General features: G+C 65.9%; 23 protein-coding genes and 1 tRNA gene. 9 read left to right on the top strand and 15 right to left on the bottom strand.

The genetic code is table 11. The annotated features are described in order from the left end of the window. Positions 1-46: 46 nt before the first annotated feature. The 7 genes from thrS to WS92_RS18410 all read right to left on the bottom strand — a co-directional run bounded on the left by thrS (position 47) and on the right by WS92_RS18410 (position 7,831). The gene (gene thrS / locus WS92_RS18440) at positions 47-1,954 is read right to left on the bottom strand and encodes a threonine--tRNA ligase (protein ID WP_009912669.1); all 1,908 of its coding nucleotides are present in this window, start codon (positions 1,952-1,954) and stop codon (positions 47-49) included. Positions 1,955-2,223: 269 nt separating this feature from the next. Next, positions 2,224-2,300: transfer RNA gene (locus WS92_RS18435), tRNA-Val, on the bottom strand. Positions 2,301-2,408: 108 nt separating this feature from the next. Next, positions 2,409-4,652, bottom strand: a complete 2,244-nt coding sequence (locus WS92_RS18430) for a RelA/SpoT family protein (protein ID WP_059929701.1) — start codon at positions 4,650-4,652, stop codon at positions 2,409-2,411. A 45-nt stretch (positions 4,653-4,697) separates the two neighbouring features. Further along, on the bottom strand, positions 4,698-5,051 hold the full coding sequence (locus WS92_RS18425; RefSeq protein WP_015601204.1) for a RidA family protein: 354 nt from the start codon (positions 5,049-5,051) through the stop codon (positions 4,698-4,700). 72 nt (positions 5,052-5,123) lie between these two features. Further along, positions 5,124-6,314, bottom strand: coding sequence for an alpha/beta fold hydrolase (locus tag WS92_RS18420; RefSeq protein WP_231755887.1), 1,191 nt, complete (start codon positions 6,312-6,314; stop codon positions 5,124-5,126). Positions 6,315-6,483: 169 nt separating this feature from the next. Beyond that, complete coding sequence (locus WS92_RS18415; RefSeq protein ID WP_009912671.1) at positions 6,484-7,125, bottom strand: CoA transferase subunit B; 642 nt, start codon at positions 7,123-7,125, stop codon at positions 6,484-6,486. A 1-nt stretch (position 7,126) separates the two neighbouring features. After that, positions 7,127-7,831: a CoA transferase subunit A gene (locus WS92_RS18410; RefSeq protein WP_006026505.1), complete on the bottom strand. Its 705-nt coding sequence runs from the start codon at positions 7,829-7,831 to the stop codon at positions 7,127-7,129. Between the two features lie 254 nt (positions 7,832-8,085). Here WS92_RS18410 and WS92_RS18405 point away from each other — a divergent pair, with 254 nt between their 5' ends. The 3 genes from WS92_RS18405 (at position 8,086) to WS92_RS18395 (ending at position 12,552) form a co-directional block, all read left to right on the top strand. Next, positions 8,086-8,631, top strand: coding sequence for a LuxR C-terminal-related transcriptional regulator (locus tag WS92_RS18405; protein WP_006026504.1), 546 nt, complete (start codon positions 8,086-8,088; stop codon positions 8,629-8,631). A gap of 521 nt (positions 8,632-9,152) precedes the next feature. Further along, positions 9,153-10,685: a cellulase family glycosylhydrolase gene (locus WS92_RS18400; RefSeq protein ID WP_059929705.1), complete on the top strand. Its 1,533-nt coding sequence runs from the start codon at positions 9,153-9,155 to the stop codon at positions 10,683-10,685. A gap of 793 nt (positions 10,686-11,478) precedes the next feature. Continuing rightward, the gene (locus WS92_RS18395) at positions 11,479-12,552 is read left to right on the top strand and encodes a BP39L family lectin (RefSeq protein WP_006026502.1); all 1,074 of its coding nucleotides are present in this window, start codon (positions 11,479-11,481) and stop codon (positions 12,550-12,552) included. Positions 12,553-12,791: 239 nt separating this feature from the next. On the opposite strand, the gene WS92_RS18390 is transcribed toward WS92_RS18395, so the two are convergent. Together WS92_RS18390 and WS92_RS18385 are read right to left on the bottom strand one after the other, a co-directional pair. Further along, positions 12,792-13,223, bottom strand: a complete 432-nt coding sequence (locus WS92_RS18390; protein WP_059929747.1) for an acyl-CoA thioesterase — start codon at positions 13,221-13,223, stop codon at positions 12,792-12,794. 44 nt (positions 13,224-13,267) lie between these two features. Further along, complete coding sequence (locus WS92_RS18385; RefSeq protein WP_015602148.1) at positions 13,268-14,047, bottom strand: SDR family oxidoreductase; 780 nt, start codon at positions 14,045-14,047, stop codon at positions 13,268-13,270. 180 nt (positions 14,048-14,227) lie between these two features. On the opposite strand from WS92_RS18385, the gene WS92_RS18380 reads away from it, so the two are divergent. Next, positions 14,228-15,901 carry an electron transfer flavoprotein-ubiquinone oxidoreductase gene (locus WS92_RS18380; RefSeq protein ID WP_059929708.1) on the top strand — a complete coding sequence of 558 codons (1,674 nt, stop codon included), beginning with the start codon at positions 14,228-14,230 and terminating at the stop codon, positions 15,899-15,901. Between the two features lie 162 nt (positions 15,902-16,063). Here WS92_RS18380 and aroC read toward each other — a convergent pair whose 3' ends face one another. From aroC to WS92_RS18365, 3 genes are all read right to left on the bottom strand, one after another. Then, on the bottom strand, positions 16,064-17,173 hold the full coding sequence (gene aroC / locus WS92_RS18375; protein WP_059929710.1) for a chorismate synthase: 1,110 nt from the start codon (positions 17,171-17,173) through the stop codon (positions 16,064-16,066). 177 nt (positions 17,174-17,350) lie between these two features. Further along, positions 17,351-19,285: an MFS transporter gene (locus WS92_RS18370; RefSeq protein ID WP_006026497.1), complete on the bottom strand. Its 1,935-nt coding sequence runs from the start codon at positions 19,283-19,285 to the stop codon at positions 17,351-17,353. Positions 19,286-19,405: 120 nt separating this feature from the next. Then, the gene (locus WS92_RS18365; RefSeq protein ID WP_015602134.1) at positions 19,406-19,870 is read right to left on the bottom strand and encodes a CBS domain-containing protein; all 465 of its coding nucleotides are present in this window, start codon (positions 19,868-19,870) and stop codon (positions 19,406-19,408) included. Between the two features lie 182 nt (positions 19,871-20,052). Here WS92_RS18365 and WS92_RS18360 point away from each other — a divergent pair, with 182 nt between their 5' ends. Next, the gene (locus tag WS92_RS18360; protein ID WP_015601899.1) at positions 20,053-20,373 is read left to right on the top strand and encodes an Mpo1-like protein; all 321 of its coding nucleotides are present in this window, start codon (positions 20,053-20,055) and stop codon (positions 20,371-20,373) included. A gap of 101 nt (positions 20,374-20,474) precedes the next feature. Here WS92_RS18360 and WS92_RS18355 read toward each other — a convergent pair whose 3' ends face one another. Further along, positions 20,475-21,788: a YihY family inner membrane protein gene (locus tag WS92_RS18355; protein ID WP_006026494.1), complete on the bottom strand. Its 1,314-nt coding sequence runs from the start codon at positions 21,786-21,788 to the stop codon at positions 20,475-20,477. A gap of 112 nt (positions 21,789-21,900) precedes the next feature. Here WS92_RS18355 and wrbA point away from each other — a divergent pair, with 112 nt between their 5' ends. From wrbA to WS92_RS18335, 4 genes are read left to right on the top strand one after another with little or no spacing between them, the layout of a single operon-like run. Further along, on the top strand, positions 21,901-22,509 hold the full coding sequence (wrbA, locus tag WS92_RS18350) for an NAD(P)H:quinone oxidoreductase (RefSeq protein ID WP_006026493.1): 609 nt from the start codon (positions 21,901-21,903) through the stop codon (positions 22,507-22,509). Continuing rightward, complete coding sequence (locus WS92_RS18345; protein ID WP_006026492.1) at positions 22,506-22,946, top strand: DUF2069 domain-containing protein; 441 nt, start codon at positions 22,506-22,508, stop codon at positions 22,944-22,946. Before wrbA ends, WS92_RS18345 begins: the two co-directional genes overlap by 4 nt. A 33-nt stretch (positions 22,947-22,979) precedes the next feature. Continuing rightward, complete coding sequence (locus WS92_RS18340) at positions 22,980-24,401, top strand: FAD-binding oxidoreductase (protein WP_059929712.1); 1,422 nt, start codon at positions 22,980-22,982, stop codon at positions 24,399-24,401. A 37-nt stretch (positions 24,402-24,438) separates the two neighbouring features. Further along, a complete protein-coding gene (locus WS92_RS18335; RefSeq protein WP_059929750.1) occupies positions 24,439-25,311 on the top strand; it encodes a metallophosphoesterase in 873 nt (290 codons plus the stop codon). A gap of 49 nt (positions 25,312-25,360) precedes the next feature. Here the strand turns inward: WS92_RS18335 and WS92_RS35895 are convergent, their stop codons facing one another. Both WS92_RS35895 and WS92_RS18325 read right to left on the bottom strand, forming a co-directional pair. Next, complete coding sequence (locus tag WS92_RS35895) at positions 25,361-25,534, bottom strand: hypothetical protein (RefSeq protein ID WP_009912679.1); 174 nt, start codon at positions 25,532-25,534, stop codon at positions 25,361-25,363. 134 nt (positions 25,535-25,668) lie between these two features. Next, positions 25,669-26,610 (bottom strand): LysR family transcriptional regulator, encoded by a 942-nt coding sequence (locus WS92_RS18325; RefSeq protein ID WP_009912680.1) that lies wholly within the window; start codon positions 26,608-26,610, stop codon positions 25,669-25,671. Positions 26,611-26,626 lie beyond the last annotated feature (16 nt).

Genomic DNA, 26,626 nt, shown 5'->3' with positions numbered 1-26,626 from the left:
ACGTTTCCTCTAAAAATTAAAAAAACGAGCCGCGCTGCCAGGGCGGTTACTTGAACGCCTGGATGTCCTCACGCAGACGCTCAACGAAGGCTTCGACGGGCATGACACCCAGATCGACGCCGCCACGGGCACGCACGGCTACCGTTTGTGCTTCACGCTCCTTGTCGCCTACGACGAGCAGGTAGGGAACTTTTTCGAGCGTGTGCTCGCGTATTTTATAGCTAATTTTCTCGTTGCGCAAATCGGCCGATACTCTAAGCCCTTGTTTTTGCAACGATTGAGCAACAGTCTGAGCATATTCAGCCTGACTTTCGGCGATATTCAGCACAACCGCGTGCGCCGGCGCGAGCCAGACCGGCATTGCACCAGCGTGGTGCTCGATCAGAATCCCGAGGAAACGCTCCATCGAACCGACGATCGCCCGGTGAAGCATCACCGGCCGGCGGCGGCTGTTGTCCTCGGCGACGTACTCGGCGCCGAGCCGCTCCGGCAGCATCATGTCGAGCTGCAGCGTGCCGCACTGCCACGAGCGGCCGAGCGCATCCTTGATGTGGTACTCGATCTTCGGACCGTAGAACGCACCCTCACCCGGCAACTCCTCCCACTCGAGGCCGCATGCCTTCAACGCGTTGCGCAGCCCTTCCTCCGCGTGATCCCACGTCTCGTCCGAACCCATCCGCTGCTCGGGACGCAGCGACAGCTTGATGTCGATGCGATCGAAGCCGAAATCCGCGTAGACGCTCATCGCGAGCTTGTTGAACGCGATCGCCTCGGAGTTGATCTGGTCTTCCGTGCAGAAGATGTGCGCGTCGTCCTGCACGAAGCCGCGCACGCGCATCAGCCCGTGCAGCGCACCCGACGCCTCGTTGCGGTGGCACGAGCCGAATTCGGCGTACCGCAGCGGCAGGTCGCGATACGAGCGCAGCCCGTGCTTGAACACCTGCACATGGCCCGGACAGTTCATCGGCTTGATCGCGTAATCGCGCTTCTCCGATTCCGTCGTGAACATGTTCTCGCGATAGTTCTGCCAGTGACCGGACGCTTCCCACAGCGAACGATCCATGATCATCGGCGTCTTGATCTCGAGATAGCCGGCCGCATCGAGACGTCGGCGCATGTACTGCTCGACCTGCTGCCAGAGCGTCCAGCCCTTCGGATGCCAGAACACCATGCCGGGCGACTCTTCCTGAAGGTGGAACAGGTCGAGCTGCTTGCCGAGCTTGCGGTGATCGCGCTTCTCCGCCTCTTCGAGCATGTGCAGATACGCGTCCTGGTCTTCCTTCTTCGTCCAGGCGGTGCCATAGATCCGCTGCAGTTGCTCGTTCTTCGAGTCGCCGCGCCAGTACGCACCCGCGACCTTCATCAGCTTGAAGACCTTCAGCTTGCCCGTCGACGGCACGTGCGGGCCGCGGCACAGATCGGTGAAGCCGCCGTGCGAATACAGCTTGATCTCGTCGCTCACGGGAATCGATTCGATGATCTCCGCCTTGTACTTCTCGCCGATGCTGCGGAAGTACGACACAGCCTCGTCGCGCGACACGACGCGGCGCGTGACGGGCTCGTCCCGCTTCGCGAGCTCCTGCATGCGCTTTTCGATCTGCTCCAGATCCTCGGGCGTAAACGGGCGATGGTAGGAGAAATCGTAATAGAAGCCGTTGTCGATCACAGGCCCGATCGTCACCTGCGCGTCCGGATGCAGTTCCTTCACGGCGTAGGCGAGCAGGTGGGCGGTCGAGTGGCGAATGATGTCGAGACCGTCGGCGTCCTTGTCGGTGACGATCGCAAGCGACGCATCGCGATCGATCAGCGCGGACGTATCGACGAGTTCGCCGTCGAGCTTGCCGCCGAGCGCAGCCTTCGCAAGACCAGGGCCGATCGACGCCGCCACTTCGGCGACCGTCACCGGATGCTCGTATTGGCGAACCGAGCCGTCGGGCAAGCGTATCGAAACCATATAGCAATCTCCGTGATGCCGTCAGTGACCGGCAGACTATCAACGCGCGAACGCGGCAATGAAAACGCGCGACAAAAAAAATGCGGCCCCGCTTTCGAGGGGCCGCATTCCGATACTCCAAAACCACAAGGCGAAAACGTTCCTCGACTAGCGTCGCTCCGAATAGGTTTCGGTCAACGTTCGCGGTGTCATAACCGTATTCGCCTTTTGCGTAGAAATTTTCTACTGCCGCCGATGCCCGGCGAACCAGGCATTCAGCCGAATGTCGTTGGTAGGCTCGATTGGATTCGAACCAACGACCCCCACCATGTCAAGGTGGTGCTCTAACCAACTGAGCTACGAGCCTGAAGAAGCTGAAATTATATGGAGCTCTTTTCGTCTTGGCAAGTGTTTTCGTGCATATTGTTCGGGGAAGTTCGCAAGCCGTTGCCGCATCGCCGCCCGCGGGCGGCGCTCACGCCTTGCGGGCCGCCCGGACGACGCCCTGAACCTCGCCGAGCAGCGTGCACGCGCGCTGCACCTGCGACGCGCTCGACACCTCGACCGTGAATTGCATGAAGGCCGCGTTGCGGCGACTTTGCGTCTTCACGCCGATCACATTCATCTTCTCGCGCGCGAATACTTCGGAGATGTCGCGCAACAGCCCCTGCCTGTCGGACGCCTCGATCATCAGATCGACCGGATAGACGGACGCGCCCCGCCCGCCCAGCACGTCGGCGGACCAGGTGGTTTGCAGCACGCGCTCGGGCGCGCGCTCGGCCATCCGGCGGAATGTCGCGCAATCGCTGCGGTGGATCGACATCCCCTTGCCGCGCGTGACGAAGCCGCTGATCGGATCGGGCGGCGCCGGGCGGCAGCAGCGGGCGAGTTGCGTGAGGAGCGCGTCGACGCCGACGACGAGCACACCCGTCGACGCGCCGCGCGCGACGTTCGCGCCGCTCGCGCGCTTCTCGAAGTTCGCGGGCGCCTCCGGTTCGGGCTCGGGCGCCGGCGCGTCGGATAACGCCTGCTCGACGTTGCGCAGGCTGAACTCTTCCTTGCCGACGACCGAAAACAGATCGTCCGGCGACTTGAAGCCGAGCTTCGCCGCGAGGTGCTCGAGATTCACCGACGTCTTGCCTTCGCGCTGCAGCGTCTTTTCGACGAGCGCGCGGCCGTGCGCGACGTTCTCCTGCTGATCGATCGCGTTGAACCACGCGCGCACCTTCTGGCGCGCGCGCGAGCTGCGCAGATAGCCGAGCTGCGGATTGAGCCAGTCGCGCGACGGGCCGCCCTCCTTCACCGCGACGATCTCGACCGTCTGACCGTTCGCGAGCGGCGTGTTGAGCGGCACCATCGCGCCGTCGACGCGCGCCCCCCGGCAGCGATGGCCGAGTTCGCTGTGCAGGTGGTACGCGAAATCGACTGGCGTCGCGCCCTGCGGCAGCGCGATCACGCGCGCCTGCGGCGTCAGCACGTAGATGTGATCGTCGTCGAGCGTCGTCTCGCGCAATTGCGCCCACGCTTCATGGCCGCTCACGTCCGAGCCGCCGCTGTCCGCGATCTCGTCCTTCCACGCGAGCAACTGACGCAGCCACGCGATCTTCTCGTCGTATTTCTCGCTCGCGGCGAACTGGCCGCCGTAGCCGCGCGCGCCCGCCTCCTTGTACCGCCAGTGCGCGGCGACGCCGTATTCGGCGAAGCGGTGCATTTCCTGCGTGCGGATCTGCACTTCGAACGCGCGGCCGTCGTCGCCGATCACGACCGTATGCAGCGACTTGTAGCCGTTCGGCTTCGGCCGCGAGATGTAATCGTCGAATTCCTTCGGTACCGGCTGCCATAGGTGGTGAACGATGCCGAGCACCGTGTAGCAATCCCTGATGTCCGGCACGATCACGCGAAACGCGCGCACGTCGTAGAGCTCGGAAAAGTCGAGCTCCTTGCCGCGCATCTTGCGCCAGATGCTGTAGATGTGCTTCGGCCGGCCGCTCACTTCGGCCGGGATGTGCACGGCCGCCAGCTCGCGTTGCAGCCGCTCGATCGCGCCGGCGACGTAAGCCTCGCGCTCGACGCGCTTCTCGTCGAGCAGCTTCGCGATGCGCTTGTAGGTGACGGGATCCTCGAAGCGGAACGCGAGATCCTCGAGTTCCCACTTCAATTGCCAGATGCCGAGCCGGTTCGCGAGCGGCGCGTAGATTTCGAGCGTCTCGCGCGCGACGTCGGGCGGCGGCTCGATTTTCGCGGCCGCATAGTAGCGCAACGATTGCAGCCGCGACGCAAGCCTGATCAGCACGACGCGGATGTCCTGCGCGAACGCGAGCAGCATCTTGCGCAGCGCCTCGATCTGCGCGCGCCGCTCCGCCTGCGCGTCGCGGCTCGCATCGGCGGGCGCGCTCTGCGCGGCGCGCAGGCTCACGGTGCCGAGACGCAGCAGCTTGCGCACGTCGGTGACGAGGCGCGCGACCTCGTCGCCGAAGCGCCCGGCGATCTGCTTTTCGGGGTCGCTCAGATACGGCGCGAGTGCGAACAGCGCCGCCGCCTGCGTCGCGGGCGGATCGACGTTCAGCCGCTGCATGATCGCCGACGTGCCCGTCGCATGATCGGCGAGCAATTCTCCCGACGACAAGCGCGCGTCGCCCGCGTGCTCGCGCACGAACGCGAGAACGTCGTCGAGCGACGGCGCCGCGGCGGTAGCGGAGGATGCGGAACCGGCTGTCATCGTCGAGTATTGCAAGCTGCCTGAAAAAACGTGTCGTGCGTCGGCTCAGTTGCGTTGCGCGGCGACCACCACCACTTCGACGAGGCAAGCGGGATTCGCGAGCTTCGCCTCAACAGTCGCGCGCGGCGGCGTAGCGCCCTGTGCGACCCATGCGTCCCACACTTCGTTCATGCCCGGGAAGTTCGCCATGTCGGAGATGAATATCTGCACCGACAGCAGATGCGACTTGTCGCTGCCCGCCTCGCCGAGCAGGCGGTCGATGTGGGCGAGCACTTCGCGCGTCTGGCCCTTGATGTCCTGCGCCGTGTCCTCGGCGATCTGGCCCGCGAGGTAGACGGTGCCGTTGTGAATCGCGATTTCGGAAAGGCGGGGACCGACGTGGTGACGAGTAACTGCCATGAGAATTCCCGGTTGAATGGTTGATCGATGGGCGGCGCCGCACGCGGCGAACGCACGGTGCCGAACCGCGTATTATGACGCGAGCGGCGCATCCCTGACGAAAAATTGGCGAGCGATCGCGATCTGCTCGACGCTCACGAACGCGGGCGCGTGGCCGGCTTCGGGGATCTCGACGCTCGACACCGCCCGCCCGCGCGCCTTCATCGCATCGAGCGTTTCGCGCGACAGCAGGTCCGACTGCGCGCCGCGCACGACAAGCAACGGCCCCGCGAACGCCTCGAGCGCATGCCAAAGCCACGCCTCGCCCTGCGCGTTCGTCTCCGGCGTGGCCGCCTTGAACGGCTCCGCGATCCGCGGGTCGTAGCGTGCGCGCCACGAGCCGTCCGCATCCTGCACGAGGAGCGGCCGGTTCAACGCGCGCCACTCGTCCGGCGTGAGCGGGCCGAACGACAGCGACAGCGACGTCAGGTAATCGACGCCCTCCTGCTCGGTCGCGAAGCGCTTGTCGAGCCCGACGTACTCGCTGATGCGCTCGAGCGCGGCGGGCTCGATGCGCGGCCCGACGTCGTTGACGAGCATCCTGCCGATCGGCGTGCCCGGCAGCCCGCCGAACGCGAGGCCGATCAGGCCGCCCATCGACGTGCCGAACCAGTCGACGCGCTCGACGTCAAGACGCGCAATCAGCGTGACGACGTCGGAAACGTATTGCGGCACCCCGTAGAACTTCGGATCCGGCAGCCAGTCCGACCGGCCGCGCCCGGCCACGTCGGGGCAGACGACGCGATAGACGTCGGACAGCGCGGCCGCGAGACGGTCGAAATCGCGGCCCGAGCGCGTCAAGCCATGCACGCAGACGAGCACGCGCGGATTCGCGGGATCGCCCCATTCGGTGTACGCGACGTGATGCAGGCCCAGCGGACTCGCGCATTGCACGCGACGCTCGCGCGGGGAGACGGAAGTGGCAAGGTTCGATGACATCGGCGCTCCTGACGAACGATCGATCGGCACGGTCGAGCGCTCGGCGCTCCGGTTGCGACGAAGCGCCGAACAGATGAAGCGATTGTAAACCGCTTCGTTGCAGGCGGCCGGTCGGCCAAACGGACGGTCGAGCGACGCAAGACGGCCCGTGCGACCTATGTCAAGACAGAAACGGTCGATCGATCCGTTCCGGCAATCGCACGCCAGGAAAGCCTGATTCGCACCAGATCGATCGGCGTTGCGTGCGTTCGACGAATCGCCGCCCTTTCCGCTCGCGCGACGCATCTCACCCCGATGCCCGACGCAACCAATCAAAACGCCCCGCGTCTTCGCAAACGCGGGGCATTCTCTTTCACTGCCGCATGCGCATCGCGCGCGGAACCCACATCGGATTCCCCCAGCCGACGAAGCGCGGCAGCCGTGCGCCCCGCCGCCCGCGCGCCTTCGCGCCGCGTTACACGACCGCGCTCACGTCGAGCGGCGCGCCCGTCTTCGCCTTGATCTCGTCGACGGTGACGCCATCGGCAAGCTCGAGCACCTTCAGGCCTTCCGGCGTCACTTCGATCACGCCGAGATCGGTGATGATCAGGTCGACGACGCCGACGCCCGTCAGCGGCAGCGCGCATTCTTCGAGGATCTTGTGCTGATCGCCCTTCGCGACGTGCTCCATCAGCACGACGACGCGCTTCACGCCCGCGACGAGATCCATCGCGCCGCCCATCCCCTTGATCATCTTGCCGGGGATCATCCAGTTCGCGAGGTCGCCGTTCTTGCTAACCTGCATCGCGCCGAGGATCGCGAGGTTGATGTGCCCGCCGCGGATCATCGCGAACGAATCGGCCGACGAGAAGATCGACGAGCCCGGCAGCGTCGTCACAGTTTGCTTGCCGGCGTTGATGAGATCCGCGTCGACTTCGTCCTCGGTCGGCGACGGGCCAATCCCGAGCAGGCCGTTCTCCGATTGCAGCCACACTTCGATGCCCTCCGGCACGTGATTCGCGACGAGCGTCGGCAGCCCGATGCCGAGGTTCACATAGAAGCCATCCTGCAATTCCTTCGCCGCGCGCGCGGCCATCTGGTCACGATTCCAAGCCATCTCAGTCTCCTTTCGCGCGCACGACGCGTTGTTCGATGCGTTTCTCCGGCGTCGCATTGAGCACGAGCCGCTGCACGAAGATGCCGGGCGTGTGGATCGCATCCGGATCGAGCTCGCCGTTCTCGACGATCTCCTCGACCTCGGCGACCGTGATCCGGCCCGCCATCGCGCACATCGGATTGAAGTTGCGCGCGGTGCGGCGGTAGATCAGGTTGCCGGACTTGTCGGCCTTCCACGCCTTCACGAGCGCGACGTCGGCCGTGAGCGACGGCTCGAGCACGTAATGCTTGCCGTCGAACTCGCGCGTCTCCTTGCCTTCGGCGATCACGGTGCCGTAGCCCGTCTGCGTGAAGAACGCCGGAATGCCCGCGCCGCCCGCGCGCAGCTTTTCGGCGAGCGTGCCTTGCGGCGTGAACTCGAGCTCAAGCTCGCCCGACAGATACTGGCGCTCGAACTCCTTGTTCTCGCCGACGTACGACGAAATCATCTTCTTGATCTGCCGGGATTCGAGCAGAAGGCCGAGGCCGAAGCCGTCGACGCCCGCGTTGTTGCTGATGCAGGTGATGTCCTTCACGCCCGAGTCGCGCAGCGCCGCGATGAGCGCTTCCGGAATGCCGCACAGGCCGAAGCCGCCGACCGCGAAGGTCTGTCCGTCATGGACGACGCCCTCGAGCGCGGCAGCCGCGCTTGGGTAGACTTTGTTCATCTGAATGTCCCTTCCTCAATGGAAACCGGCTCGACGGTCCGCGCGGCTCGCGCGCGCGACGAACCCGTCGCACCATTCTAAGCACGCGCCGCGAATGCTGCCGCGACGCCGCACTTTTTTCTATTGTCCGTTCGCGGCATGAGCCGCGACACGTGTGAAAGGGTACGATGCGCGCCGGATGCGGCACAATACGCAAAACTACATAAGCATTCGCCGCCGCTTGCGCGGCGCCCGATCACCGCCCGCCAGCATCCATGCCCGCCATCGACTACAAGACCGCCTTCCATCTCGCGCCGATCGGCCTCGTGCTGTCGCGCGACCGCGTCATCGAGGATTGCAACGACGAACTCGCCGCGATCTTCCGCTGCGCGCGCATCGATCTGATCGGCCGGTCTTTCGAGGTGCTCTATCCGTCGTCGGACGAATTCGAGAGGATCGGCGAGCGGATCTCGCCCGTGATGATCGCGCACGGCAGCTATGCGGACGACCGCATCATGAAGCGCGCGGGCGGCGAGCTGTTCTGGTGCCACGTGACGGGCCGCGCGCTCGACCGCACGGCACCGCTCGCGGCGGGCGTGTGGACGTTCGAGGACCTGAGCGCGACGCGGCGCGTCGCGGTCGAGCTGACGCCGCGCGAGCGCGAAATCGCCGCGCAGCTCGTGACGGGCAAGACGAGCAAGCAGATCGGCCGCGTGCTCGACATCAGCTCGCGCACGGTCGATATCTACCGCGCGCGACTGATGCGCAAATACGGGACGGGCAACACGGCCGAACTGCTGCAGCGCCTGCTCGGGCAGTGAAAACGCACATCGCGGCGGCAGCAGGGAAACCGGGCACGACAATGAACCGGGCGCTTGCCGCCCAAGCCGAATCATTGCCGCCCAAAACTCAACAAATTCCATTTCCCGATATCGATTAGATCGAATTTCAGCCCTACACTTTTTCGGGAAAATTATTTACCCTTGAGCAACACCATCCAACTCAATTCAGGAAATCGGCAATATCGCGCAAAAAGCAGTACATTCGCATTTTACCAAGCAATAAAACTCACCTCCGCAACGAGAATATCGGCATCTCGTCCGGACGCCCCCATGTCGCCCTGATCGAATCGGGATGATCGTGCGATTTCGCGCCGCGCCTCGATCGATCGACGCCGTATCGCGACAGCTTCATGAAACCGACTACGAGAACGCAGCCGTTTCCGGCACATGCATCAGGAATCCGAAAGATCTGACGGCGGGCCGTCGCGCAGCCCGCCCCGCGCCGGCAGCGCCGTCAGCCTGTCAAATCGCCCATTCAATCCATCAGGCCAAGTTGAATCATGATTAACGCAAGAGCAGGATTTTTATTTTTCATTTTCATGATCGGCCTGACCGGATGCCGGCCGACATTCGCTCAAACCAATACGCCGGTTACCGGCATCGATCTGGGCGGAGAAATCATCGAAATCATCAAGCAGAATCCGCAAAATCCGACACAAGCGATCAACAACTACATGTCGGGCGTCGCCGCGATGAACGTGCGCTGGGTGCGCATTCATCTCGACTGGTCGGCCATCCAGCCGGCGTCGACGTGGATCTTCACGAGCGACCCCAATCCCGGCCAGAGCAGCGGCCTCACCTGGGGCGCGACGGACATCGTCGTTCGGGCGGCCAGAAATTATGGAATACGAATTCTCGGCGTGATCACGTCGACGCCGCGCTGGGCGGTCAATTCGCAATGCCCGAGCAACTACCGGCAATCGAATGGCGACGCCTACACGCTGTGCGCGCCGAATCTCACGTCATACACGAACTTCGCGCGAGCCGCCGCCAAGCATTACGGCAACGACAGCTACGGCGGGAAAATCGACGCGTGGGAAATCTGGAACGAGCCGAATTGCGGCCCGAACTTCATGCCTCACGATCCGGTCCTTTATACGCGGCTCCTGAAGAGCGCCTATCCGGCGATCAAGCAGGCCAATCCGTCGGCGCTCGTCTATGCGGGCGGCAGTTCGGGGTGCTTCACGTCCCCGAACAATGGAACCGGCGCGCTCCCGACGACCGGCGTGGCCGGCCTCGTGAATTCGACGGACGCCCGATACCCCGCGCCCACGCAATGGGAGCCGCGCGACTGGCTGGCCGTGATGTACGCGAACGGCGCACGGGGGTATTTCGACGGCCTCGCGCACCACCCCCACTGCCACAGCGACGACTGGCAACTGCCAGGCGACCAATGCCCGAGCACGACAGTCAACACCGCATACCCGGATTACTCGAATCCGTTCAACATCATGTGGCACACGTTTGCGTCGCCTTCGTACGGCTGGCCGTCCCCGACCGGCAAGACATTCGCCAGCTACACGGGAACGAGCCTGCGCGACCAGATGAACGCGAACGGCGACGGAGGAAAGCCGATCGTGATCACCGAGTTCGGCGTCGCGACGACCACGTCGGACGGCGCAACCGATTTCACTGGCCAGTTGGGCGGCAGCGCGCAGCAGTACGCGAACGCCAATTTTCAGACGATCGCGCCAGCGTACCTGACGCAGGCGAATCAGGAACGTGAGTACAAGGCGCTGATCGCATGGATCGCCAACCAGCCCTATGGCCAATACGGACCGGTTTACGCGTACTGTTACTCGGACATGGCGCTGGCGTCGCCGTATAGCGCGAACATCTACGAGCCGTACTTCGGCCTGGTGACGATCACCGCGTCGACGGGATCCTCCGGCACGGTGGGCGCGCCCAAGATCGCCGGCACGTATCAGGCCCCGTCGGGGCAGTACTACCCGGCCTGGCCCAACTTCGGCGTGGCCGCCGCCGCGGCGGCCAATCAGACGCCAGGCTATGCGCCCGTCGGCCCCGGCTGGTGACGCATCGGGCAAGCAGCCGGGAAGCACCGCAGCCGTTGCGTCGAACAACGCGGGGACTTTCTTGACGGAAACAGCCCGACTGTGGCGGCTCAGTCGCAAGAGGAGCCGATTCGGCGCGGGATGCCCGCGGCGAATCCAGAGCTTGCCCTGAGCCACACCCCTGCAAATTCAAAATCCGGCAACGGTTTCGCTCAGCGAATCAAAACTTGCGTCGCAAGCAGCGATGAAGTCACTTGTCGTGAACAAAACACTGACTACCCGACATCGCGATGCCCGGCGAGCGCATCAAAAATAATTCATCGAGTTTTCAGCCAATTTCCAACCTGTTTACCTACTATGCTGCTTGTATAAATGGAATCAAACGAGACATACCAAGGCTGCCCTAAAGCAACAAACCTCGATCGAGAAACCGATTCCAGTCAGGCGGAATAAACATCACGCGCATCTCCGCCGTCACTGGAAGAGTGGAAGATGGCCACGCACGCACCGCACATGCAACGCGCACGCGCGCATTCGATCGCCCTGCGGAACGGGTTCATGCGGCTGCCGGGTTGCCGGACATAACCACATTGTCATGGCGGCGCCCGCCGTGACTGAACGACTTTCAGCACCCTTTGAAAGCAGGAACATGTTCTCGACCCGCGAATTCCGCCACATCAAGATTACAGGCCGTTGATATTCGGCTCCTTGTTCATCGGACATTACAAAGGAGGCCAAATCGCCAATCATTTAATAAGAACCATGCTTCCGGTTTCAAGAAAATCCTTTCCATCCATTGAAAAGGTGAAACAAAATGGCAAAATTAGCAACTTCAAATCAATTCGGCATTCCCAATCAGACTGACGTATTTTCCGTCGACGGCGGCGGCTCGCTGCGCGTTTCCTGGGTAGTCAGCGCCGGAGCCTGGAACGGCCCCGCTCAGATCAGCCCGGCCGCGCTCTTTCCTCCCCGCGCGGCCGTTGCGGCGTCGAACCAATTCGGCATCCCGAATCAGACCGACGTGTTTGCCGTCGGCAGCAACGGCGCGTTGAACGTTGCTTGGGTCGTCAGCGCCGATCGCTGGAACGGACCGACCCCGATCAGCGCGGCGGGCCTGTTCCCTGCGGGTGCGGCGGTCGCGACGTCGAACCAGTTCGGCATCCCGAACCAGACCGACGTGTTTGCCGTCAGCAACAGCGGCGCCTTGAATGTTGCGTGGGTCGTCAGCGCCGATCGTTGGAACGGACCGATTCCGATCAGCGCGACGGGCCTTTTCCCTGCGGGCGCGCCGATTGCCACATCGAACCAGTTCGGCATCCCGAATCAGACCGACGTGTTTGTCGTCGGCAACGACGGCGCGTTGAACGTCGCGTGGGTCGTCAGCGCCGGCAGTTGGAACGGCCCGACTCCGATCAGCGCGGCCGGCCTGTTCCCTCCAGGTGCGGCGATTGCCACGTCGAACCAGTTCGGCATCCCGAATCAGACCGACGTGTTTGTCGTTGGCAACGATGGCGCGTTGAACGTCGCGTGGGTCGTCAGCGCGGATCGCTGGAACGGACCGGTTCCGATCAGCCCCCCTGGGCTCTTCCCTCCCGGCGCAGCAATCGCCACGTCGAACCAGTTCGGCATTCCGAATCAGACCGACGTGTTTGCCGTCGGCCGCGACGGCGCCCTGCGCGTAGCGTGGGTGGTCAGCGCCGGCAATTGGAATGGACCCGCGTCGATCAGCTCGACCAACCTTTTCCCTCCCGGCGCGGCGGTCGCAGCGTCGAACCAATTCGGCATTCCGAATCAGACCGATGTGTTTGTCGTCGACAGCGACGGCATTCTGCACGTTGCCTGGGTGGTCGGCGCCGGCAACTGGAACGGGCCGATTTCAATTGGATGATGACCGCATCCGGGCCGGGTTCTCGCAAGATGAGACGCGTCCAGGAACGGCCGACCGATGCGACTTCGGTCGGCCATACGAAGGCGCAGAGAAAAACGGCCTGAATACTTGATCAATTTCTCAAGACGAAATCCGGCAATGCAGTGTCCGTCAAGCACTGCATTGCCTACTTCCGCAAAAAACCATCAGTCTGCGCAAAAAGGGATGGAATCAGGGACGTCCGTGACGCGTGTCGCCACTTAATCGATCTTCGCTTGCAGCGCGCTTTCGATCGTGCTCCGAAGCAGGTCCGGCAGCGGCGCCGACTTGCCGAGCGCGTAGTCGACCCACACGCAGCGCGCGGCGCCGCGCGCGTACACGTGCTCGGGGTCGTCCGAGCGGGTCAGCTCGAACGCCGTGTCGAAGCTGCTGCGGCCCGGCTTCGCGGCCGACAGACGCGCGATCACGTCGCCCGGATAGTGCAACTGGCGCAGGAATTCCATCGACGCGTTGACGACGACGGGCCCCTGCCCCTCGCCGTTGCCGCCCGCGATGCCGAGCTTGCCGAACCACGTGACGCGCGCTTCCTCCATGTAGCGGAAGTAGACGGTGTTGTTCACGTGGCCGAACGCATCCATGTCGCCCCAGCGGATCGGCATCGACATTTCGAAAACAGGGGTGTAATCGTTCATCGCACTCATCTTTTCTGCAAGGTGAAACCGTTCGGCGCGGCCGCTCACGCGAGGCCGAGGCCGTCGTCGGCCGACACGATCGAGCCGTTGATGAACTGCGACTCGTCGGCGGCAAGGAGCAGCAGCAGCCCGTCGAGATCCTGCGGCTTGCCGACGCGCCGGCGCGGCAACATCGCCTGCAGCTTCTGGCCCTGCTCGGTTTCCCATAGATAGTGATTGATCTCGGTATCGATGTAGCCGGGGCAGATCGCATTGACATTGATGCCGTGGCGGCCCCATTCGAGCGCCATCGCCCGCGTCATGTGGACGACGGCCGCCTTGCTCATCGCGTAGAGGCCGATCTGCGAGAACGGCCGCAGCCCGGCGACCGACGCGATGTTGATGATCCGGCAGGCCGGCTTCGCGTTGCCGTTGCCCGCGCGCATCATCATCCGCTTCGCGACTTCCTGCGCGACGAAGAACGCGCCGCGCGTGTTCGTATCGAATACGTATTCGAAATCGGCGGGCGTCACGTCGACGAGCTTCTGCATCGTCGACACGCCCGAATTGTTGACCAGGATGTCGATCGTGCCCGCTTCCGTTTCCGCGTGCGCGACGGCCGCCTTGATGCTCTGATAATCGGTGACGTCGAGCGACACCACGTGCGCGGCGCCGCCCGCCGCCTCGATTTCCGCGCGCAGCTCCTTCAGGCGCTCGACGCGCCGGCTCGCGAGCACGACCTTCGCGCCCGCCTGCGACAGCACCTGCGCGAAGCGCTGCCCGAGACCGCTCGACGCGCCCGTGACGAACGCGACCTTGCCCTCCAGATTGATCGAACGGCCCATGCCGACTCCTCTTTATTCCGATGGCAACATGCCGCACCAGTATGAACCGTTCCCGCGTGCGACCCAATCCCAAAAATAGAACGATCGTGCTAATCTAGGGTCCCGCAGTTGCGGCAAGCGTTTTATTTCGCCGACAATACGGTCCCGAATATAAGCATTCTAATGGTTAGAGGAGCGTCCATGACCCCCGCAAGCCTCATCGAGCAATACGGCCCGCGCGAATCGATGGAATACGATGTCGTGATCGTCGGCGGCGGCCCTGCAGGCCTGTCGGCGGCCATCCGGCTCAAGCAGCTCGCCGCCGAGAAAGGCACGGAAATCGGCGTCTGCGTGCTCGAGAAGGGCTCGGAGATCGGCGCGCACATCCTGTCGGGCGCCGTGATGGACCCGCGCGCGATCACCGAACTGTTCCCCGACTGGAAGGAAAAGGGAGCGCCGCTTACCGTCGGCGTCACCGAAGACCGCTTCCTGTTCCTGACCGAGAAGAGCGCGTTCCAGGTGCCGAACTGGGCGCTGCCGGACAACTTCAAGAACCACGGCAACTACGTGATCAGCCTCGGCAACGTCACGCGCTGGCTCGGCCAGCAGGCGGAAGCCCTGGGCGTCGAGATCTTCCCCGGCTTCCCGGCCGCCGAAATCCTCTACAACGACGACGGCTCGGTCAAGGGCGTCGCGACGGGCAACATGGGCATCGGCCGCGACGGCGAGCCGACCGAGAACTTTCAGCTCGGCATGGAGTTGCACGCGAAGTACACGCTCTTCTGCGAAGGCGCGCGCGGCCACCTCGGCCGCCAGTTGATGGACAAGTTCAAGCTCGCTGCGAACAGCGATCCGCAGACGTACGGGATCGGCATCAAGGAGCTGTGGGAGATCGATCCCGTCAAGCACAAGCCGGGCCTCGTGATCCACACGGCCGGCTGGCCGCTGTCGTCGGACACGTACGGCGGCTCGTTCCTGTATCACATGGACAACAACCAGGTCGTCGTCGGCTTCGTCGTCGGCCTCGCGTACTCGAACCCGTACCTGTCGCCGTTCGAGGAGTTCCAGCGCTACAAGACGCATCCGGCGATCCGGCCGTTCCTCGAAGGCGGCAAGCGCGTGTCGTACGGCGCGCGCGCGATCGCGGCGGGCGGCCTGCTGTCGCTGCCGAAGACCGTGTTCCCGGGCGGCGCGCTCGTCGGCGACGACGCGGGCTTCCTGAATGCGTCGCGGATCAAAGGCAGCCATGCGGCGATCAAGACCGGCATGCTCGCCGCCGAAGCCGCGTTCGACGCGGTGCAGGCGGGCCGCCAGGCCGACGAGCTGACCGCGTACCCGGACGCGTTCAAGACGTCGTGGCTGCACACCGAGCTCTACCGCGCGCGCAACTTCAAGCAGTGGATGAGCAAGGGGCTGTATCTCGGCACGCTGATGGTCGGCGTCGAGCAGAAGCTGATGAACGGCAACGTGCCGTGGACGCTGCATCATCAGCACGGCGACCACGAGATGCTGAAGCCCGCGTCACAGTGCCAGCCCATCGACTATCCGAAGCCGGACGGCAAGCTGACGTTCGACCGTCTGTCGTCGGTGTTCATCTCGAACACGAACCACGAGGAGAACCAGCCCGCGCACCTGACGCTGAAGGACGCGAGCGTGCCGGTGAACGTCAATCTGCGCACGTATGCGGGGCCGGAAGCGCGCTTCTGCCCAGCCGCCGTCTACGAGTTCGTGAAGAACGACGACGGCAGCGACCGCCTCGTGATCAACGCGCAGAACTGCGTGCACTGCAAGACCTGCGACATCAAGGACCCGACCCAGAACATCGTGTGGGTCACGCCGGAAGGCGGCGGCGGGCCGAACTATCCGAACATGTGACCGGGCATCCGCGCATCGCGCGGACCGGTCGCGCCGCGCGACGCACTGCCGCGCGACAAAGCGAAACGGGCGCCTCGGCGCCCGTTTCCGTTTCGATCCCGTTTCGATTTCGGCGCGTCGCGCCCGCCTGAGTATCGGCCGCGCGACGCCCTCAGGCAGGGCTCATTCCGCTCCCGGCGCGCGCGCGGCGATCTTCGGCGTCGCGGTCGACACGTCGCCGCACTGCGCGCGATGCCGCAACGCGTGATCGATCAGGACGAGCGCGAGCATCGATTCGGCGATCGGCGTCGCGCGAATCCCGACGCATGGGTCGTGACGGCCGAACGTTTCGACGACGGCGGGCGCGCCCGCCGTCGTGATCGAGCGGCGCGGAGTGCGGATGCTCGACGTCGGCTTGATCGCGATCGACACCATGATGTCCTGCCCCGTCGAGATGCCGCCGAGCACGCCGCCCGCGTGGTTGCCGACGAAGCCGTCCGGCGTCAGCTCGTCGCCGTGCACCGAACCGCGCTGCGCGACGCTGGCGAAGCCCGCGCCGATCTCGACGCCCTTCACCGCGTTGATCCCCATCATCGCGTGCGCGATGTCCGCATCGAGACGGTCGAAGAGCGGCTCGCCCCAGCCGACCGGCACGCCCGACGCGACGACGTCGATCCGCGCGCCGATCGAATCGCCGTCCTTGCGCAGCGCGTCCATGTAGCCCTCGAGCTGCGGCACGATGTCGGCGTTCGGCGCGAAGAACGGGTTCTCGCGCACGTGCGACCAGTCGACGAACGGAATTTCGATTTCGCCGAGCGCGCTCATGTAGCCGCGCACCTCGACGCCGAAGCGCTCGCGCAGCCACTTCTTCGCGATCGCGCCGGCGCCCACGACGGGCGCCGTCAGCCGCGCCGACGACCGGCCGCCGCCGCGATAGTCGCGCACGCCGTACTTCTGCCAGTACGTGTAGTCGGCGTGGCCCGGACGGAAGGTTTCGGCAATGTTGCCGTAGTCCTTGCTGCGCTGATCGGTGTTGCGGATCAGGAGCGCGATCGGCGCGCCCGTCGTCACGCCCTCGAACACGCCGGACAGGATCTCGACCTGGTCGGGCTCCTGACGCTGCGTGACGTGGCGCGACGTGCCGGGCTTGCGGCGGTCGAGCTCGAGCTGGACGTCCGCCTCCGTGAGCGCCATGCCCGGCGGGCAGCCGTCGATCACGCAGCCGATCGCGGGGCCGTGCGATTCGCCGAAGGTCGTGACAGTGAAAAGCGTGCCGAGGGTGTTGCCGGACATAGGGCCGTCCAAAAGAGAAGTCAGTCGGGGGAAACCGATATTATGCCAGCCCGTTTCGGGCGATGCGGCGATGCGGCGCGCGAGACGATCGGCGCAGATCCAGCTCGCCGGCAAGCGGGCCGCCCCATGCTCCGTCCGATGCCGCAGGGTCGGAGCGCGCCACTCTGCCCGAGCCGCCTACTTGCGCGCGCCGCGCAGCTCGGTGACGACGGCCTGCAGCGCCTCCGGCGTCGCCGCCACGGCCGGGATCGGCTCGCCGACCGCGAGCGTCAGGCGGCTCATCACGCCGCGCTTCACGGGGCGCGGCCAGCGCGCATCCTCGTGCCGTGAGAACACGCTGCCCCACAGTCCGCGCAGCGCCATCGGCACGACGGGCACGCTTGCGCGCGTGAGGATCTCGGTGACGCCGTGATGGAACGTGTTGACGTCGCCCGTCTTCGTCAGCTTGCCTTCCGGGAAGATGCAGACGAGCTCGCCTTCGCGCAGCGCGGCCTCGCACGCGTCGTACGCGCGCGCGAGCATCTCGGGATCTTCGTGGCGCGGCGCGATCGGGATCGCCTTCGCGTGGCGGAACGCCCAGCTCGCGAAGCGCGTGTTGAAGATCCGATGATCCATCACGAAGCGGATCGGCCGCGGGCTCGCCGCCGCGAGCACGAGCGCATCGACATAGCTCACGTGGTTGCAGACGAGGAGCGCCGCGCCCTCGTCCGGAATCCGCTCCGCGTGCACGAGGCGGACCCGGTAGAGCGTGTGCACGAGCGCCCATGCGATGAAGCGCAGCAGGAACTCGGGCACGAGCGAGTAGATGTACGTCGCGACGACGGCGTTCAGCAGCGCCGTCACGAGGAAGATCCCCGGAATGCTGACGCCCGTCTTCGTGAGCAGCATCGCCATCAGCGCCGACACGATCATGAAGAGCGCGTTCAGGATGTTGTTCGCGGCGATGATCCGCGCGCGGTGCGTGGGCGCGCTGCGGCTCTGGATCAGGGCGTAGAGCGGCACGCTGTAGAAGCCGCCGAACATCGCGAGCAGGAACAGGTCGGCAAGGATCCGCCAGTGCGCCGCATGGCCGAGGAATTCGCCGACCGTCAGCAGATGCGTCTGCGCGGGCAGCGCGTGGCTCGCGAAGTACAGCTCGATCGCGAATGCGCTGATGCCGAGCGAGCCGAGCGGCACGAGCCCGATCTCGACGCGCCGCCGCGACAGCCGCTCGCACAGCAGCGACCCGAGGCCGATGCCGAACGAGAACGTCGCGAGCAGCACGGTAACGACGTCCGGATTCGCCGACAGCACGTCCTTCGCGAAACCGAAGAACGACGTGAGGAACGTCGCGCCGACGAACCACAGCCACGAAATGCCGAGGAGGCTCAGGAACACCGTCCGGTTCTCGCGCGCGAGCTTCAGGTTGCGCCGCGTCTCGGAAAACGGATTCCAGTTGATCGCGAGATTCGGCTGCGGCGCGGGCGTCGCCGGCACGCCCGCCGCGGCGACGCGCCCGACGAGCGCGATGCCGACGCAGCAGACGGCGAGCAGCAGCTCGCCGCGCCCCGAGATGCCCGCCGCCGCGCCACCGACGATCGTGCCGATCAGGATCGCGACGAACGTGCCCATCTCGACGAGCCCGTTGCCGCCGACGAGCTCATGGTCGTTCAGATGCTGCGGCAGGTACGAATACTTGACGGGCCCGAAGAGGGTCGAGTGCATGCCCATCATGAACGTGCACAGATAGAGCAGCGGCGCGCCGTGCGTGACGAAGCCCGCCGCGCCGACCGCCATCAGCGCGATCTCGAAGCTCTTCACGAAGCGCGTGAGGCGCGCCTTGTCGTACTTGTCGGCGATCTGTCCGGCCGTCGCCGAGAACAGCACGAATGGCAGGATGAAGATCGCCGAGATCAGGAACGCCGCCGTCTTCGGATCGACGCCGCTGAATTTCGCCGTCTGGTAGGTGACGAGAGACGTGAAGCCGATCTTGAAGACGTTGTCGTTCAGCGCGCCCATGAACTGCGTCGCGAAGAACGGCGCGAAGCGGCGCTCGCGCAGCAGATCGAACTGCGACGGATGGGCGTGGCGCTTCTCGCGCCGCGAGGTCGACGTAATGGATGGGTCGCTCATGCGTGAGTGCGCCCGCGTGTCGCGTCGGCACGATCGCGCACGCAGGCGAAGGAAGAGTTGACGGAGAGCGCCGGGGCGGACGCGGCACGCCCGGCGGCGTGCGCGCAGCCGCGCGCGGGCTCAGCTTGCGAGCGGCTTGCGTTCTTCGCTGTCGGGTTCCGGCCAGTCTCGGATGTACGCCTTCAGCATCCGGTTCTCGAAGCTTTGCGCCTCGACGACCGTCTTCGCGACGTCGTAGAACGAAATGACGCCCATCAGCACCTTCTTGTCGAGCACCGGCATGTAGCGCGCGTGCCGCTCGAGCATCATCCGGCGCACTTCGTCGATGTCGGTCTCCGGCGTGCACGTGAGCGGCTCATCCATCACGGTGCGCACGAGCACATCGCCGATGCTGCCGCCGTTCGCCGTCAGGCGCAGGATGATCTCGCGGAACGTCAGGATCCCGACGAGATCGCCGTACTCCATCACGACGAGCGAGCCGATGTCGTGTTCCGCCATCGTGTCGACCGCACTGCGCAGTGGCGTATCGGGCGTCACGGTGAACAGCGTATTGCCTTTGACTTTCAGAATATCGCTGACGCGCATCGTTGTCCCCTATTGCAACCTGTGCATAATCGGCTTTCGATCCTAACGGAAAGCCCCGCAAAAGGAAAGCGCGCGGCGGCCTGCGGTGACGGCGGCTGCCGCGGTTGCGGCGGGCGGCGGCCCGCCGCACAATGAAGGGCGTGACGCGCCGCGCGGCCGCCGCCGGCGCCAAGGAGACTGTCATGGCACATTCCGCGCACACCGAGCATTTCGCGAGCTTCGCCGAGTTCTACCCATTCTATCTGGAAGAGCACCGCAACCTCGTGTCGCGGCGGCTGCATTTCGTCGGCTCGCTCGGCGTGATCGGCTGCATCGCGATGGCGCTCGCCACCGGCCTCTGGTGGTGGCTGCCCGCCGCCGTCGCCTGCGGCTACGGCTTCGCGTGGACCGGGCACTTCTTCTTCGAGAAGAACCGGCCCGCAACGTTCCGGCACCCGATCTACAGCCTGATGGGCGACTGGGTGATGTTCAAGGACATCTGCACCGGCAAGATTTCGATCTGACCCGCTCGGGCGGGGCGCAGAATGAGCGCCGCAGGCAAGGCCCGCGCCCCTCTCGCGCGTAACGCCGTGACGGCACGGCCCTCGTCCGCCTCGGCCTCGCGTCACGCGGTGCGCGGCGGCAGCGCGGACGTCGAACGCGCCGCGTCCTGCGCGCCGCGCGACGTGCGCTTCCTGCCGCGCGCGATCAGCTCCGCGAGCGACAGATCGAGCTTCTCGCTCACGAACGCGTCGAGGAGCGCCGCGCAGTCGACCTCGGTCTTGCCGCGCTGCGCCTGGTAGACGAGCTCCGAGCGGTCGATCACGAGCACGTCGAACAGATTCGCGACCGTCAGGCGCTCCGGGTTCGCTAGCATCACGTAGCGCGGCGCGGCGTCGCTGCCGCTTTGCAGCCGCGCGACCCATTCGCGCTCCTCGAGCGTCGACAGGAGCCGCTGCGCGGTCTCCATGTCGCAGCGCGCCATCAGCGCGAGCCGCGCGGCCGTATGGCCCGGCTTGCCCGCCTGCTGCGCGTCGGCGAGCCGCGCGAGCAGTTCGAGCGAATCGAGCAGGTCGCTGCCCGGATAGTGGATCCTGTGGAACTGCCCGACCCGGATCGCCGGCAGCGCCGACGCGATCATCGCGCCCGCGAGCGTGACGAACCAGCTCAAATACAGCCACAGCAGGAACATCGGCACGGTCGCGAACGCGCCGTACACCGCCGTATAGGTCGGAATGCGCCGCACGTAATAGCCAAAGCCGCGCTTTGCGAGCTCGAACGCGACCGCCGCGCACACGCCGCCCACCACCGCGTCGCGCCACGCAACCGTGCAGTTCGGCAGATACACGTAGAGCAGCGTGAACGCGAGCACTGTGAGCGGCAGCGATGCGGCCGCGAGCAGCCATTCGAAGATCGGCGGCATGCTCGTCGACCCGGTGAACGCGAGCGATTTCGTGAACAGATATGACGAAATCGACAGGCTCACGCCGAACAGCAGCGGCCCGAGCGTGATGAGCGCCCAGTACGCGAGCACGCGCTGCGCGAACGGGCGCGGCTTGCGCACGCGCCAGATCAGGTTGAACGCGGATTCGATCGTCATCATCATCATCACCGCGGTGACGACGAGCACGATGAGGCCCGCCGTGGTCAGTCCCTTCGCCTTCGACGCGAACTGGTTCAGGTACTTGAAGATCTGGCTGTTGAACTGCGCGGGCATCAGGTGATCGGCGAGAAAACCCTGCAGCGAGTTCTGGAACGAAGCGAACATCGGGAACGCGGTGAAAAGCGCGAAGGCGACCGTCACGAGCGGCACGAGCGCGAGCATCGTCGTGAACGTGAGGCTGCCCGCGACCTGCGGGATGCGGTCTTCCGCGCTGCGCTTCGCGGCGAAGCGCGCGAGGCGCTTGATGGTGTCGAGATCGACGCTCAACTTCGGCAACGGCTTTCTCCTTTTGCTGCGCGCGCCGCGCGCGCGTCGCGGCGCGACGGGCCGAGCCGCGACGCTTCGCGGCGGCTTCAGCCCCTATAATAGCCGCTCACTCAAGAAGCCTATGAAAGACATCCTCGTGCTCTACTACAGCCGCCACGGCGCGACGCGCGAACTCGCGCTCGCGATCGCGGCGGGCGTCGACAGCGTGCCCGGCATGCAGGCGCGCATCCGCACGGTGCCGCCCGTGTCCACCGTCTGCGAGGCGACGCAGCCCGACATCCCCGACGACGGCCCGCCGTACGCGGAGCCGCGCGACCTCGACGAATGCGCGGGGCTCGCGCTCGGCTCGCCCACCCGCTTCGGCAACATGGCCGCGCCGCTCAAGTACTTCCTCGACGGCACGACGCCGCAATGGCTGTCGGGTGCGCTCGCCGGCAAGCCCGCGTGCGTGTTCACGTCGACGGGCAGCCTGCACGGCGGCCAGGAGTCGACGTTGCTGTCGATGATGCTGCCGCTGCTGCACCACGGCATGCTGATCGTCGGCATTCCTTATACCGAGACCGCGCTGTCCGTCACGCAGACGGGCGGCACGCCATACGGCGCGTCGCACTTCGCGCGCACGGCCGACGCCGCGCACGAGCGCATTTCCGCCGACGAGAAGATGCTCGCGCACGCGCTCGGCGCGCGGCTCGCGCACACCGCGTCGCTGCTCGGCGCCGCATCCGCATGAGCGCACCCGTTGCCGCGAAGCCGCTCGCCGCGCGCGCGGCCGCGCTTTGCCTCGTCGCGCTGATCGCGCTGTGCGCCGCTTGGGAGACCTGGCTCGCGCCGCTGCGGCCGGGCGGCTCCGCGCTGATCCTGAAGGCCGTGCCGCTCGCGCTCGCGCTGCCCGGCGTATGGCGGCGCAGCGTGTACACGCTGCAGTGGGCGTCGATGCTGATTTTGATTTATCTTGCAGAAGGCATCGTGCGCGGCATGACGGACGGCGGGCCGTCCGCGCGGCTCGGCTGGATCGAGGCCGCGCTCGCGCTCGGCTTCTTCTGCGCCGCGCTCGCCTATGTCGCGCCGTACAAGCGCGCCGCGAAACAAGCGGCGAAACAAGCGGCGAAGCAGGCGACAAAGCACCCGCAAGACCGCGCGAGCGCATCCGAGCGCTCCCGCTCCTGATTATTTCGATTGCCTGACCTCCGAACGAACGCCATGACCTCCTCTTCCGCTTTCGTCGACGCGTGCCGCCAAGCGATCGGCGCCGACCACGTGCTGACCGATCCCCACGATACCGCCCCGTTCCTGACCGACTGGCGCCGCCGCTACCAGGGCGCCGCGTGCGCCGTGCTCAGGCCCGCGAACACCGAAGAGGTCGCGGTGCTCGTGAAGCTCGCGCTCGAGCATCGCGTCGCGCTCGTGCCGCAAGGCGGCAACACGGGCCTCGCGGGCGGCGCGACGCCCGACGCGAGCGGCGCGCAGGCGGTGCTGAGCCTCGCGCGCCTGAACCGCGTGCGCGCGCTCGATCCGCACAACAACACGATCACCGTCGAGGCGGGCGTGATCCTCGCCGATGTGCAGGCGCGCGCGCTGGAAGCCGACCGGCTCTTCCCGCTCAGCCTCGCCGCCGAAGGCAGTTGCACGATCGGCGGCAATCTCGCGACGAACGCTGGCGGCACCGCGGTGCTGCGCTACGGCAATGCGCGCGAGCTGTGTCTCGGGCTCGAGGTCGTCACGCCGCAAGGCGAGATCTGGGACGGCCTGCGCGGGCTGCGCAAGGACAACACCGGCTACGACCTGCGCGACCTCTTCATCGGCGCCGAAGGCACGCTCGGCATCATCACGGCCGCGGTCATGAAGCTGCATCCGCGTCCCGCCGCGAAGGTCACGGCGCTCGCCGCGCTCGAATCGCCGCACGCGGCGCTCGATTTCCTCGCGCTCGCGCAGCGCGCGGCCGGCCCGCTGCTGACCGGCTTCGAGCTGATGTCGGATTTCTGCATGAAGCTCGTCGGCAAGCACTATCCGCAATTGCGCTACCCGTTCGACGCCGCGCACGCGCAGACCGTGCTGCTCGAATTGTCGGACAACGAAAGCGAGGCGCACGCGCGCGCGCTCTTCGAAAAGATGATGGAGGAAGCGTTCGAGGCGGGGCTCGTCGTCGATGCGGTCGTCGCCGGGAACCTCGCGCAGTCGCGCGCGTTCTGGGAGCTGCGCGAGCACATCCCGCTCGCGCAGGCGGACGAAGGGCTCAACATCAAGCACGACATCGCGGTGCCGATCTCGTCGATCGCGCACTTCATCGACGAGACCGACGCGGCGATCCAGGCGGCCGCGCCCGGCGCGCGGATGGTGACGTTCGGGCATCTCGGCGACGGCAACCTGCACTACAACGTGCAGATGCCCGAAGGCGGCGATCCGAAGGCGTTCCTCGCCGCGCACCAGGCGCCCATCAACCGGATCGTCTACGACAGCGTCCACAAGCATCGCGGCACGATCAGCGCCGAGCACGGCATCGGCCAGTTGAAAATCGACGATGCGCAGCGCTACAAGGCCGCCGTCGAAATCGGGCTGATGCGCGCGCTGAAGACGGCGCTCGATCCGCTCAACCTGATGAACCCCGGCAAGGTGCTGCACTGACGCCGATGACCGAGACATGAAGGAGGAGGAGCCGCCCGTGAGGATTCGCGTGCTGTCCGACCTGCATCTCGAATGCAACGAGCCCGATGCGATCCCGCACGCGCAGGCGGATCTCGTCGTGCTCGCGGGCGACATCCACAATCATGCGGAGGGCTTGCGCTGGGCGGCGCAGACGTTCGATCCGGCCGTGCCCGTCGTCTACGTGCCCGGCAATCACGAGTACTACGACGGCGAGTTCGGCGCGCTCGAAGCCGCGATGCGCGACGCCGCCGCCGCGCTCGACCACGTCCATTACCTGAACAACGACGTCTACGTCGATCCGGCCGGGCGTTTTCGCGTGCTCGGCACGACGCTCTGGAGCGACTTCGAGCTGTTCGGCAGCGACGCGGCGGCGCTCTCGCATTCGATCGCCGCGTGCGAGCGCGTGATGCTCGATTTCAAGGGCTTGATCCAGGTGGACTGGCCGGGCGACGCCGGCGGCGAATCGACGGAAGAACCGGCGGCCGACGCGAACGCGCCCGCCGCCACGGCGTCCGGCCCGGGTCCGCGCAACTTCGCGCCGCGCGACGCGCTCGCGCTGCATCGCACCGCCCGCGCCTGGCTCGAGCGCGAGCTCGCGAAACCGTGGCCGGGCGCGACGATCGTCGTCACGCACCACGCGCCGCTTCGCGCGAGCCTCGCCGCGCGCTACGCCGACGATCTCGCGTCGGCCGGCTTCATCAGCGACCTGAGCGCGCTCGTGCGGCCGCCCGTCTCGCTCTGGATTCACGGGCACACGCACACGTCGTTCGACTACGCGACGGCGGAAGGCACGCGCGTCGTCTGCAATCCGCACGGCTACATTCGGCGGCGCACCGGCGAGCGGGAAAATCCGTCGTTCGAATGGGGCAAGGTCGTCACGCTCGCGTGACGCGAGCGCGCGACGAAGCGAGTGGAGCGGAGTACCGCGTCCGCAGCGTTCAGAGCACGGTGCGGCGGCCGTCCCGATGCGGCCGGTGCGTGCGCACGCGCACCGGCACCGGCGCGCGGCGCTGTTGCGCGTCGATCGCGCGCAGCAGCTCGCGCGACGCGGCGATTCCGATTGCGCCGAACAGCGCGAGCGCGCCGAAACCCAGCAGCAGAGGCGTATTCATCGATTGCTCCCCGATCCGTCGATTGCATCAAGCGATTGCATGGGAAGACAGTAGCAAACCCGGCACGGCCTGAGCGTAAGAAAGTGTTGCGATAGCGTCAAAATGCGTCAATTCCGTCGCTCGCCGCGCGCGCATCAGGTCTGCACGGTGAAGCGCTCGAGCGCCGCTTCGTCGGCTTCGAGGATCGACGGCAGCTCGTCGCGCAGGAAATCCACCCATGTGCGGATCTTCGCGTCGAGATACTGGCGCGACGCATAGAGCGCGTAGATGTTCATCACGTGCGACCGGTATTCGGGCATCACGCGCACGAAGTCGCCGTTGCGCAGCCCGGCGATCGCCGAATAGAGCGGCAGCACGCCGATCCCCATTCCCTCGCGGATGCCGGCCGCGAGCGCTTCCGCGACGTTCACGCGAAACGGCGGCGGCGCGAGCGTCACGCTCTCCTCGCCGTGCGGCCCCATCAGCTTCCATTCGTCCCAGTACAGGCCCGGCGCGACCATCCCGAGGCACACGTGGCTCGCGAGATCCTGCGGCCGCTGCGGCGCGCCGTGCGCCTCGATGTAGCCGCGCGACGCGCAGACGACGCTGAACGTCTCGCCGAGCCGCTGCGACACGAGCCCCGAATCGGGCAGCTCGCGGCCGACGACGAGCGACACGTCGAAGCCTTCGTCGAGCAGGTCCGGCAGCCGCTGCGCGAGCGTCAGGTCGACCTGGACTTCCGGATAGCGTTTCCGGTAGCGCGACACTGCGGGCACCGTGTAGTGCTGGCCGAGGCTCGTCATGCAGTGCACCTTCAGCTTGCCGGACGGGCGCGCGTGCGCGTCGCTCGCCTCGGCCTCCGCCTGCTCGACGTACGCGAGGATCTGCTCGCAGCGCTGCAGATAGCGCTCGCCCGCCTCCGTGAGCGCGATGCGCCGCGTCGTCCGGTTCAAAAGGCGCGTGCGCAGATGCGCCTCGAGATCGGACACCGCGCGCGACGCATACGCGGTCGTCGAATTGAGCTGCTGCGCCGCCGCCGTGAAGCTGCCCGCATCGACCACGCGGGCGAACACACGCATGTTTTGGAGCGTATCCATGCTGTTTCCCTATTGA

It is taken from the genome of Burkholderia sp. MSMB1588, from assembly GCF_001546925.1.
Lineage (GTDB): Bacteria > Pseudomonadota > Gammaproteobacteria > Burkholderiales > Burkholderiaceae > Burkholderia > Burkholderia humptydooensis.
Note: the sequence above shows the minus strand (reverse complement) of the source record. Positions and strands in the feature narration are given on the sequence as shown.